Source organism: Pedobacter hiemivivus (assembly GCF_004331685.1).
Lineage (GTDB): Bacteria > Bacteroidota > Bacteroidia > Sphingobacteriales > Sphingobacteriaceae > Pedobacter > Pedobacter hiemivivus.
In genome coordinates this window covers 150,683-163,281 of sequence record NZ_SJSM01000013.1, presented here as the reverse complement: position 1 = coordinate 163,281, position 12,599 = coordinate 150,683, and the positions used below count along the sequence as shown (strand labels likewise).

Here is a 12,599-nt window from a genome sequence, read left to right as displayed (position 1 = left end):
CGTGCGACTTCCTATGGAATACAGAATATGGAAATGCAGGGGGCTATGGCAATTTTTACCGTAAACTTAAAAAGAATCCTAAAACTGATCTAATATTCAATAAATCTGAGTTAAATCCAGTCAATTGCAACCAAAATGCTTATTTATCCTTCGAAAAAGACAGGTATATATTGATCAAAAAATCAGTATAACGAAATCTCAACTTTGTTCAATAAAAAAAACGATCAAGTAAAAAACATGTTCTACTTGATCGTTCCTTAAGCTGGCTCATAAATGAGGAACTTTTTCAGTGCCCTCGAATGATCAAACGCCCTTTTTTTATGTGTTACCATCTGCTACCAGAATGCAGAATAAAGTGCTACAAGCATTGCAAAAATGATCAATGCACCGATTGCGAATGAAGTAGATACCCTAAACATTTTAGCATCGATTTCTAATCCGTTAGCCACTATACCTTTCTTATTGTCGTAGATACTGATAAAATACATACCAATCACACAGATTGCAAAAACTATCAGCATCCTATCCATAAACGGAATTTCGAATACCCCTGAAGAGTTTGCCACTGCCCATCCATAATTGTAAAGCGGAGACAAATCAACCATACCTGGAAGGAATTTAAGGATCACGGAAACAATAAACCCACCTACTGTAGCAAAAAGTGCTGCATTTGAAGTGGTCTTTTTCCAGAAGAAACCTAAAATAAACATGGCAAAAATACCCGGAGATACAAAACCTGTATACTCCTGAATGTATTGGAAGCCTTGTTTACCTTCACCCATTAAAGCGTTACCAACAACTAATGAAAGGCCAACTGCCATCAACATAGCCACCACAACGGTAATCTTTCCAACGTTTACCAAAGTACCTTCTCCAGCATCTTTATTGAATGCCTTTTTATAAATATCTAAGGTGAAAATTGTTGCGATACTGTTGGCTTTACCTGCAAGGGAAGCTACAATTGCTGCCGTTAAAGCAGCAAAAGAAAGTCCTTTTAAGCCAACTGGTAACAGCCCCAGTAATGCCGGGTATGCTTTGTTAGGATCTTGAACTCCAGATGAAGTAAGCAAGTTATCAGCACTGATGCCTGGTATTTTCTCTTTAATGATATAATAAACTGCTATACCTGGAATAACCACGATAACAGGCATCAGCATTTTTAAGAATGCAGCAAAGAGTAGACCTGCTCTGGCAACCGGCAAGGATGCCCCCAGCGCTCTTTGGGTAATGTACTGGTTACATCCCCAATAGCTTAAGTTTGCAATCCACATACCACCAATCAGTACGCTTAAACCAGGTAGATCCATGTAATTAGGATCATCCTTCTTAAAGATCAGATGGAAATGTTCGGAAGCTCCATCTGTTAGGATAGAGAAACCTTTCATAATACCACCATTATTAGAAATTAGGTTTAAGGCAATGTAAGTAGCTACAAGGCCACCTAATACCAGGAAGAACACTTGAATAACATCGGTGTAACCAATTACTTTCATACCACCCAAGGTGATTAAAATAGCAAATACCGCCAAGCCAATGATACATCCAACAATATTGAGTCCGGATATACCGCTAATGGCTAATGCACCCAGGTATAAGATAGACATTAGGTTAACAACAATATACAACATCAACCAGAATACAGCCATAATCATAGCCACCTTTTCATTGTAGCGCTGACTTAAAAACTGTGGCATCGTAAAGATTTTGTTCTTCAGGTAAACAGGCATAAAGAACACAGCTACAATAATTAATGTTGCCGCTGCCATCCATTCGTAAGCGGATATGGCTAAGCCTAGTTTAAAGCCCGAACCACTCATACCAATCATCTGTTCTGCAGAGATATTCGATGCAATGAGAGAGGCGCCAATTGCCCACCATGTGAGTGAACCTTCGGCAAGAAAGTAATCTTTAGAGTCTGCAGTAGCCGTTTTCTTTTTATAATAAATCCAAAAACCGTAGCTGGATACAATTAAAAAGTAAACTAGAAATACGATGTAGTCGTACTTGTGGAGTGTATTCATATTTATTTATATTGGTGTATAAGGTTACTAATGTAAAAAAATAATTGAGGTTTAATTTTGTTTTGGAGTGTTAAGCCAATTACGTAAATAAATATGCCAAACCCGCTTAATGTCCTTACTTCAATGAATTGATATAGGCTGCAATTTTTAGTCCATCGGCTTTAGAAACCTGTGGCATTGGCGGCATTTCTGTCGCATAGCCAGGCCAGTTTTCCGGCTTAGGATTGTGAATCAGTTGCAGGATCTTTTCATCAGAATATTTACGTTTGGCTATATCTATAAATGCTGGTCCGATTTGCTTTTTTGTAGGGTTATGACAAGCCAGACAAGTATTATTCGCCAATAAGCCCTTTACTTCTGCATAGGTTGGCGCTTTAGCGGGTGCTTTTGTTTCAGTTACCTTTTTTACAGGAACAGCCTTTTCCTTAACTATTGGTCCACCTTTTTTAACTGCTGCCGGCGTAACATTTGCCACAGGATCATTTGCCGAATTTCTAGTACTCAGCTCATTCGCTGCAAGCTTATCTCCTGCCGGGATATTATTTAAAGTGTAATAAGCTACCGGATGTACAATCGAATAGAAGTTCTGTTTTTCACGGACGCCATTAACCTTTATCGTGTGGATATAGTACTGACGCAAGTTGTCGACTACTATTCTAGCTTTTAAACCGTCTGCAGATACTTTAACACCTTTTACTTTTAAAGATTCAGTGTTTACCGGTGGTGAGCCATATACTGGTTGATATTTGTAAATAAAGCTTTCTACATTGTATGAAGCAATATCCTGAGCAGATTTTAAATCTACAGGACTGGTAAATTCAATTTCAAAACCATCAGGCATTGCCCTTACCGCTTTCATTTCGAAAGGGACTTTATTGTTGTAAACCAAACGTTCAAGGCCCTCGTTAGCATCACCGGCAGAACCCCATCCACGATTTGTTTCACCAACAAACAAAGATCCATCTTGTGCCCAAGCCATTCTCAATACGCCAGAACGGAAACCGCTTCTAAACAAAAAGGCAGCACCTTGCTCCTCACCATTCACCTTTTCCATAAATACCCTTGAAATAATACTCATTCCTTGGTCGCCAACTAAAAGTTGACCTTCAAATGGACCGAAAGTACCTTGAGGGATCTTTACGGGCTCTGAAGTAGATACCCCTAAAATGCCATAAGGCAGCCATACAGCTGGCATACGGAGTTCTGGGAATTCTTTCTTCATATCGAACAGCGTTTTAAAGTTCTCGTTTACTCTGTTCTCTGGTTTGATGTAATTTCCATTGCTGTCCTTTACTCTTCTTTCATCTATTTTGGAGTAGAAAAGTTCGGAACTTAGCTTAACGGGTGAATCACTTCTTTTTGTCCATGTTAAACTGGCCGGGTGTCCCATAAAATCACCTTGATTTACTTTCCACACACCGCCTGAACCTACCCAATCACCTTGATTTTCGGTATAGTACAGCTGACCGTCAATTACGTTTAATCCTGCAGGAGAACGCATTCCTGCCGCCCATGGTTTCATCTTTCCATCTTCAGTGATGTTCATCGACCAGCCACGCATAGGTACCCTGCTTTCTGCACGCCACCATTCCTGGTTACCAAAAGCAACATTGGCAGTCACAAAGAAAGAGCCATCAGGTGCTATTTTAGGACCAAAGCTGTATTCGTGATAATGTCCACTTAATGGCCATGCATAAATGGTCTCATAAACATCGGCCTTGCCATCCATATTTTTATCGATAAGCTTTGTCAGTTCACCTCTTTGAGCTACATAAAAAGCACCATCTTTATAGGCTAAGCCTAATATTTCGTGCAAACCGGTAGCAAACTTGCGAAAATATGGTCTATTGCTTGTTGGGTTTTCCACGACATACACATCACCACGACGGGTTGATATGCCAAGGTCGCCATTAGGTAAAGTAACCAATCCGCCTACTTCAAGTACCGGGCCTTCTGGTATCCTAACCTTCATGATCTTAAAAAAATCTTCTTCTTTTGGTGTTTCCTGAGCCCATACAGTTGTAAAACTAAAGCTCAAAGCTAGCATTGCCAGCATTTTAAAAGTATGTTTCATATTTGGTGTAGGTCGGATTAGAATGAAATAGAATATTTTAACTTGTTACCCAGCAGAATGATCATCTCCTTTTTGCCGTCAACATCCCTGATTATTGGTTTACTTACCGTCTCATCAAGTTCCAGATAAAAAGCTTTTCCATCAACCAAATAAAGTCCCTGAACCAATTCTTCAATAGCGCTAGCATTGGCCAATAAAACATATAAACCTGATACCGGTTTATCTATAGTCAGCGTTCTGCTTAATCCTTTACCACTATCTAATGCCTTAATTGCATCTGTAACCTGAGCACCATATATGTTATATTTAAACTCTGGTCGCTCTTCATTGTCCATCACATAACCCTTTGTACGAAAACCAGTTCCGGTGCTATCAAGAGGCCATGCGGCTTGTGGACTGCTTAATTGTGCCACAGCTGGTGTCAATTTATTTGTGAATGTAGTTACAGCTCCGCGTGCTTTAGAGGTTCCATTACCCCGATCATGCCACATTGGTGTCGCATCAACAAATTCTCCATGCCAGGCATGCAACAATAAGCCGTTATCAAGATCATAGCTATAATGCACTTGTTTTGGACTTCCCACAGAAATAGCATGTACGGAGCGTTGGTTAGGCGCAAAATCAACAAAACTGCGGATCATGGTATTGGTTGGTGCATCAATATAGATTGGATCTGCACTATCCTTACCCTTCTGACCTCCATTGAGCTGATCGGCAGGTAGCTTTGATATTTTAATATTTTTGAATGCTACTGCACCATGGTCGCCTTGCAAACGTAAAGGTCCCATAGCTTTTTCTTTGCCAGCACCTCTGGTTGGTCCCAATAGTTCTACATTGTCGTGAATAAGCACACCATTCAATTCTACGGTAAGCATCCTTGCGTTGGCTATCTTGTTTCCTGTAGCATCAAATTTCGGCGCTTGAAATGCTATTTTTAAATGTTGCCATAAGCCAGGTGCTTTACTTGCATTTTGGCGTGGAGCATAACCATTGAAACCTTTTTGACCTTCTGGTCTTAAGTCGTCCCAACGTTCGTAAATCCCACCATTGTCTGATGAAAGCGGCTTGGTATTCCCCCATGAATCCAACAGTTGAATTTCATAATTTCCTTGCAGGTAGATACCTGAATTAGAACCTTTGGCCATCAGATAATCTAATTCTAGAATCATATTGCCATGTAACGCATTGGTAAACAGATCTGCACCCTGATTTTTCTTGCCCGGGTAGTTTACAAGGATTCCCTCGCCTTTTACTGCGGTTAATTCATTGTCGGTTTTTAAGCTGGCGGTAACACCATTTGCTAGCGACCAGCTTTTGCCTGGCGCTTTAAATGAGGAGAGATCGTTGAGGCTAATGCCCGACTGGTCAGTCAGTTGTTGGGCCGACACCAGTGCTGTTCCAAACAGCCACATAAATGCAGTTGTTCCGAACTTTAAATAATTTAATTTCATATTGTGTGTTTGGTTTATTAAATAAATGTAGTAAAATCATCCAATTCCAAAAGATTTTTGAAATAATGATTTTATTACTCTTTTAAACCATCAGTCTAATAATATGAGTTTAATATATAATTAAGGCGCTTTTTTAGATAAAAAATGTTAATAAATATTATTGTACAATTTACACTAACTTAAGATTTTAACCATTAACCGCCTCCGTTTTTGGTTTGTATATGAACTGAAGGTAAATAAGCGCAAGTACTGTAATTCCAGTACAACAATAAAAGGTGACAGGGATCATACGTAGGTCATCGATAAACAACCAGCCCGCAAGTAATGCGCCCAAGCCTATTCCGGCTTCTAATGCAATATACATGGTTGCCATAGCCTTGCCCCTTTGAGTTGGATTACTCAGATCGGCTGTCCATGCAGAAACAGTTGGTGACAACATTCCTGTTGCTATACCATATAACGCAGATGCCAGCATTAAACTAAGCGAAGAACTGGACAAGGCAATCCACAATAATGATGCTGCCAAAAGTGCAAGTGATATTTTTAATATATGTGTTCTGCCATAGTTATCTGATGCTTTACCGGCAACAAAACGGATGAGTAATGAGGTAAGCGTGAAAACCATAAAAAACAAGCCTTTATTGCTTGTACCAAGGTGTGCACTCCAATCTGATATTACGGTTAGAATCGCTCCATAACTGATATAGCTCATAAATATAATGACCACAGCAGGGATCACTCGCCATTCAATGATGTCCTTCTTGTCGATTTTTAGATGCTTCAACTTAAATTTCGCCTTCCCAGGAAGCGTTTCTTTCATATTAGCCAAAATAACAATGGACAATAAAGCGAATAAGGAAGAGCAATAGAAAAGGATATTGATGCTGTAGTGATCAGTTATGGTGCTGCCTATAGCAGGTCCAATCGCTAATCCGGTGCTAAAACAAATCCCATGAATACCCATTGCTTCCCCCCATTTTCCAGCAGGAACTAAATCAGCAACATAAGCTGCTGTGGCCGTAGGTTTAAAGCCTGTAGAAAAGCCGTGAATTAATCTGAGAAGAAGGAAACCTGATATTGTAGTCAGCATTGGATAAAGGAAGCCACACACAAAACATACCAGCGATCCCACAGCCATAACTGGTATTCTACCAATAGTATCTGTTAGTTTTCCGCTAAATGGTCTCGAAAGTCCAGCGGTAAGTGTGAAAAGAGCGATAATTAAACCTTTATATTCTGCGCCCCCCATAGCTGTTAAATAAGCTGGCAGTTCAGGGATAAGCATGTTAAAACTGGCGGAGAAGAGAAAGGAACTTAAACAAACAAGGCCAAATTGTAAGGAGTATATAGAAGTAGAAGGATGTTGCATTGCGCAACAAAAGTAACAATTAAAATTAGCCATTCTCTTCAAGAGCTGCATTATTCGCTGAAAAAGCGAAAAACGTTGAGGCTCTTTCTGAGAAGGCAAATTTTATGGAAAAACAAGATAGCTAGTTTGCTTGCAGTCGCTTGTTCAATGCAGGGTATTACCTTTTGATTTCGTTCTTGCTGAAAACCGCCGCGATTTCTGAAAGTTGTTTTTCATCAAGTTTAGAGGTCTTCTTTAAAGCTTTGATGAAGTGTTGAACTTCTTCAGGTTTTGCAGGACAGCCAACATTTTCACCTTTTGTTGAGAAAGGCGCTCCTTCAGGTCTGATTTGTGAATCAGCAACAAGGTTTTGCTTTGCATCGAAAAATAACCATGTTGGTAAGCCTTGATCAGCATTGTAATATTTCGCTAGCAGATCATTACCTCCTGGGTTTTCAAGGTTCTCTTTCCCCTTTGATTCTTTAACTACAAAATCTGCGATTACATAGTTTTTATCGAAGTAAGGTTTAATAGCCGGGTCATTTAGACTAGCGATCATTTTATGGCACCAACCACACCATGAGGCATGGAAAATTGCAAGTACTTGTTTCTTTTCTTTTGCTGCTTTTTTAACCGCAGCGGCCAATACCTCTGTGGCTGGTGCAGGTGTGGCTGCGGCTGACGTAGTAGTTTGTGCAATGGCAGACTGAATGGTTAAAACGGTAGTAATGGTGAGTAATATTGATTTTAGTTTCATGATGAAATAAGTTTTGTTGAAGGTAGTAAATATTTTATTCCCTTCTATACTTGATGCATGCAGAGGAGCTAAACAAGAATACATAGTTTACTAAATATAATTGCATTAATATTTTTATTAAAACTAAAAATATTAGTAATATTGTGCTGTCGATTTACAATAGAAAACCACAGACATTTAAGCCTTATATATGATACAGTTGAATGACATACTTTATGGAAATGTAGAATTGCCCGCCATTTTTGGTGATTTACTAAATACAGGAACCTTAAAACGCCTTGGTGGTGTACATCAAAGTGGAGCCATATTTTTAGTGAACCCCGATTTAAGTCATTCACGTTTGGAACATTCTATTGGTGTAATGTTATTGATTAAAATCCTTGGTGGTTCTGAACTGGAACAAATTGCAGGTTTACTCCATGATGTTTCTCATACGGCATTTTCTCATGTAGGCGACTATGTATTTGAAAATGGGGAAGAAAATTATCATGAGCAGATTTATGCTGAGGTATTACTAAATTCAGAATTACCGACCATTTTATTGAAATATGGTTATCATATTGATCAGATCTTGAATGGTGTTTTTCCTATACTTGAACAGCCTCTGCCCCACCTTTGTGCAGATCGATTGGATTATACCTTACGTGATGCTTTACATGGTGGTTTGATTACAAGATATAGTGCAAGGCAATTTTTACAACATATTAAACTACAAAATGGACAAATTGTAGTTACTGATGAAGGGAAGGCAGATTGGATCAATGATACTTTTAAACGATTGAATGATGATCTCTTCAATTTACCATTGTACGTATATGCCAATCAGGAATTAGCATCAATCATACGTAGATTCCTCAAGAGCGGCTTTATAAAAGAAAGTGATCTACTTAAAGATGACACCTTTCTTCTTAATAAAATTAGAAGCACCAATGCTGGTTATGAGGCTATAAAATCCATAAAACTCCATAAAGGCTATACAAACTTTCTAAAGAAAGGCTCTGCCTTAAAGATAAAACCCCGCAGATTGAAAGCGCTATCGGTATAAACTGTTTTTTCACATTGCAACCCAGCAATTATTACACTCTGCATCATGTTTGAAACAAAATATTCCTTCTCAGAAAGAGCCTCAGCGTTCTTCGCTTTTTCAGCGAAGTAATGCAGCTCTTGAAGAGAATGGCTTATTTTAATTATTTAATAATACCTTTAGTGTACCAAATACACGAACAAATTATTAAATGAAAACACTACTTACATTAACACTTTCCGGTATCACCGCTTTGTTGTTGTTCCTTTTCGGACAAAGCGATACTCCAGAAAAAGGCAAGAAGAACCACCTTGCAACAAGCAGCGACAAATTTGAAAAATTAGTGATCGATACACCCGATCAAAGCAGGTTTGTAAAGGTTAACCTAATGCATGGCCAGTTTACCGAACCAACTGAAATGGCTATCCTACCAAATCTTGATATTCTGGTTGCACAACGCAGAGGCGAGATCAAGATTTATAAAAACCAATCTAAAACATTAAAAGAAGCACTTAAACTAGATGTTTATTTCAAGACAAATACACCAAATGTAAATGCTGAAGAGGGATTATTAGGTATAGCCGTTGATCCAAACTTTGCTACAAACCAATATGTATTTGCTTTTTATAGTCCTATAAAAACTTCTGTAAACAGATTGTCGCGCTTTAAATTGGTTAACGATAAGATCAACCCATCTTCTGAAAAGGTGATTCTGGAATTTTATGCTCAGAGAGAAATCTGTTGTCATACTGGAGGATCGATAGCCTTTGGTCCTGATGGTCTGTTATATGTATCTACGGGCGACAACTCTACCCCTTTTGACGTTCCAAAACAGGAATTTGTAAACAAGGGTTATGCACCTTTAGATAACCGTCCTGGGCTTCATCAATACGATGCCAGAAGATCAGCAGGTAATACCAATGATTTAAGAGGTAAAATATTGAGAATAAAAGTAAAATCTGATGGCACCTATAGTATTCCTGACGGTAATTTATTTCCAAAGGGCGACCCTAAAAGTAAACCTGAGATCTATGTAATGGGTAACAGAAACCCTTATCGCATATCAGTAGATCAGCAAACAGGTTTCTTATACTGGGGCGAGGTTGGACCAGATGCTTCTGGCGACAATGAGCAGAGAGGCCCACGAGGTTATGACGAAATCAATCAGGCACGTAAAGCAGGCTTTTTTGGCTGGCCTCTATTTATAGGCGACAACTATCCATACAGAGCTTATGATTATACCAATGGTAAAAGTGCTGAGCCTTTCAATCCTTCAGAACCGATTAACAACTCGCCAAACAATACGGGCCTAAGTCAACTCCCTTCTGCACAGCCTGCATACATCTGGTATCCTTATGGCGAATCAAAAGAGTTCCCTCAAGTTGGTTCTGGTGGTCGTACTGCCATGGCCGGACCTGTTTACCATACTAAACCGGGGATAAACCCCTATCCTGCTTATTATAATGGTAAATTACTGATTTATGAATGGGTTAGAGGATGGGTAAAAGCAGTAAGTATGTCGCCCGAGGGAAATTACCTAAGTATGGAACCCTTTATGAGCAATATAAAACTGGCTGCACCAATTGATATGGAGCTTGGGCCTGATGGTAAATTATATATCCTGGAGTACGGTAAAGGTTGGTTTACTAAAAATCCAGATGCCGGAATTGTAAGGATTGATTACCTAAAGGGTAACAGACCTCCACAGATTAAAAATATGGAGATCAAAAAGATCAGTGGTTTATTGCCTTATAAACTTGAAGCCACTGTAGATGTGAAAGATCCTGACGGAGATGCCTTAACTTACATCTGGAATCTAGGTAAAGGAATTAAAAAAACGACAACCGGCCCCATCTTAACACATACATTTACCAAAATTGGTGAATACCCTATTAGTGTGAAGATTATAGATAAATCAGGAGCTTCATCTACCAGTAATACTATAGCTGTTTTTGCCGGTAATGAACATCCCAATGTCGAAATTAATCTTTTAGGTAATAAAAGCTTTTATTTCCCTTCTAAACCCATTAGTTATAAGGTCCTTGTTTCTGACAAAGGCGCTACAGTCAATAAAAGCAGGGTATACATCTCTAATACTTATACAGTAGGACTTGACCTTGCCGGGGCACAATTAGGTCACCAACAGGCAGCACAAACACTTGTGGGTAAGTCATTAATGCTTAAATCCGATTGTAGTACCTGCCATAAAGTAAATGAGGTTTCAATCGGCCCGTCCTTCACCAAAATATCGACTAAATATCAAAAAAATAACAAGGCAACAGCTTACCTTGCAAGTAAAGTCATCAAAGGAAGCAGCGGTGTATGGGGCGAAATTCCAATGCCAGCACACGCTGCAATGAAGGAAGCTGAAGTGACACAGATTGCAGAATGGATCATGTCACTTGCTGCAAAAGCCAACAATACCCCTTCACTGCCTATGGAAGGAAAAATTATACCACCAGCTACCATAAATGCCAATAAACCTGTATTTGCATTAAAAGCTAGCTACGCTGACATTGGAGCTGCCGGACTAAAATCTTTAAGTACAACAAAGGTTGTTAATCTAAGTAGTAACGTGATTGAAGCCAAAGACATAAAAGATCTTTCTCAGTTTGGTCGCAAAGACCTATCTGGCACCGAAGAATTGATATTTCCTCAAGATGCCGGTTGGATTAGATTGAAAAAAATTGACTTAACCGATATTGCCGCTTTCTCACTCAGCACAAAAGATATGGGCGGTAATGTTGATTATGATATAGAAATCAGATTAAACGACAAAAACGGACAATTACTTGGTAAAACAAACCTAAGCGCGAATACCAACATTCCTATAACAGCTGTCAACGGTAATGATTTTCACGATGTCTTTATACTGTTTAAAGCCAATAAAAAGGATGTAAAGAGTAGACCCCTGTTACAAAATATAAAAGTAACCACACTCCTATAAACACCGGCATCAAACTATAAAAGTCTGCATCATGCTATAAAACAAAATATGCCTTCTCAGAAAGAGCCTCAGCGTTCTTCGCTTTTTCAGCGAAGTAATGCAGCTCTTGAAGAGAATGGCTTATTTTGACTATTATTTTGTCTCTGATGGCTTTTTACCACCTAAATTTACTACCACTCCAATTGTAAATATCGAATTCCCAGCGCTAATAAACTTCCTGCTGTTCAAGCCAAAAGTTCCACTGGTGGTATACTGCAATTGCACAGCCTCACTCAAGCGCATTCTGGTAAAGAAAATAGGTTCCAGAAAGACATTCCCCTCCCTAACCTGTCCAATTGAATTGCGCGTAAAAGTCTTCATTTCTACATTACTGATACGTAATGCCGTTCCATAATTAAGCGGGTAGTTATTTCCAAAAAGGCGGAAATTGCGCTTCTTTTTAGAGCTGTAGTTAACTTGCAAAAAGGTTTTATTGTAAGTAATCTCTTCTAAATCCGTTTTTATCAAGTTATCATTATCATCAAACTCCCTAAATACGCGATTGGTGCTACCGGTTCCAACTCCAGCATAGATTTCTATGATCCTGTTGTTATCCGGACCAAAAGTATCAAACCAGCCACCACCAATTTCCACTAATTTTTGTCTATAATCCTTACTTTCCTTTTCCTTATCGATATAAGAGCCACTAAAAAGTACACCAATATGATCTGAAACTGCATAAGCACCATTGATACTCGTATTGAATTTTGGTGAAATGTGTACACCCCCACTAAATTCTCCCTTCTGACTAAGCATTGGGGTATTGGGAACATTAGGCATATACACGGAAGAACAGGAGCTGACAAAGATGGTAGCAATAAATAACGGCAGTTTAAAATTTTTAATCATATAGGAATAGGATGCTTGTACCTACATAACGTAGGTTCTATTATTTTTCGTGCAAGGTATTATTTTTTTTATGATCTGCTAAAGAAGAA

9 protein-coding genes are annotated in these 12,599 nt (G+C 38.9%); 3 read left to right on the top strand and 6 right to left on the bottom strand.

Features of this window, described 5'->3' with window-relative positions:
* A partial coding sequence (locus EZ444_RS27450) for a hypothetical protein (RefSeq protein ID WP_205945306.1) occupies positions 1-191 on the top strand: 191 nt, incomplete at its 5' end.
* Positions 192-335: 144 nt separating this feature from the next.
* Here the strand turns inward: EZ444_RS27450 and EZ444_RS18835 are convergent.
* The 5 genes from EZ444_RS18835 to EZ444_RS18815 all read right to left on the bottom strand — a co-directional run bounded on the left by EZ444_RS18835 (position 336) and on the right by EZ444_RS18815 (position 7,651).
* A complete protein-coding gene (locus EZ444_RS18835) occupies positions 336-2,021 on the bottom strand; it encodes a sodium:solute symporter family transporter (protein WP_131610695.1) in 1,686 nt (561 codons plus the stop codon).
* A gap of 115 nt (positions 2,022-2,136) precedes the next feature.
* The gene (locus EZ444_RS18830) at positions 2,137-4,095 is read right to left on the bottom strand and encodes a c-type cytochrome (RefSeq protein WP_131610694.1); all 1,959 of its coding nucleotides are present in this window, start codon (positions 4,093-4,095) and stop codon (positions 2,137-2,139) included.
* Positions 4,096-4,112: 17 nt separating this feature from the next.
* Positions 4,113-5,546 (bottom strand): 3-keto-disaccharide hydrolase, encoded by a 1,434-nt coding sequence (locus EZ444_RS18825; RefSeq protein ID WP_131610693.1) that lies wholly within the window; start codon positions 5,544-5,546, stop codon positions 4,113-4,115.
* Between the two features lie 187 nt (positions 5,547-5,733).
* Positions 5,734-6,915: an MFS transporter gene (locus tag EZ444_RS18820; protein WP_131610692.1), complete on the bottom strand. Its 1,182-nt coding sequence runs from the start codon at positions 6,913-6,915 to the stop codon at positions 5,734-5,736.
* A gap of 157 nt (positions 6,916-7,072) precedes the next feature.
* Positions 7,073-7,651, bottom strand: coding sequence for a thioredoxin family protein (locus tag EZ444_RS18815; RefSeq protein ID WP_165503661.1), 579 nt, complete (start codon positions 7,649-7,651; stop codon positions 7,073-7,075).
* A gap of 190 nt (positions 7,652-7,841) precedes the next feature.
* Here EZ444_RS18815 and EZ444_RS18810 point away from each other — a divergent pair, with 190 nt between their 5' ends.
* A complete protein-coding gene (locus tag EZ444_RS18810; RefSeq protein ID WP_131610690.1) occupies positions 7,842-8,696 on the top strand; it encodes an HD domain-containing protein in 855 nt (284 codons plus the stop codon).
* A 190-nt stretch (positions 8,697-8,886) separates the two neighbouring features.
* Positions 8,887-11,622, top strand: a complete 2,736-nt coding sequence (locus tag EZ444_RS18805) for a PQQ-dependent sugar dehydrogenase (RefSeq protein ID WP_131610689.1) — start codon at positions 8,887-8,889, stop codon at positions 11,620-11,622.
* A gap of 132 nt (positions 11,623-11,754) precedes the next feature.
* On the opposite strand, the gene EZ444_RS18800 is transcribed toward EZ444_RS18805, so the two are convergent.
* The gene (locus EZ444_RS18800) at positions 11,755-12,510 is read right to left on the bottom strand and encodes a hypothetical protein (protein WP_131610688.1); all 756 of its coding nucleotides are present in this window, start codon (positions 12,508-12,510) and stop codon (positions 11,755-11,757) included.
* Between the last annotated feature and the right edge of the window lie 89 nt (positions 12,511-12,599).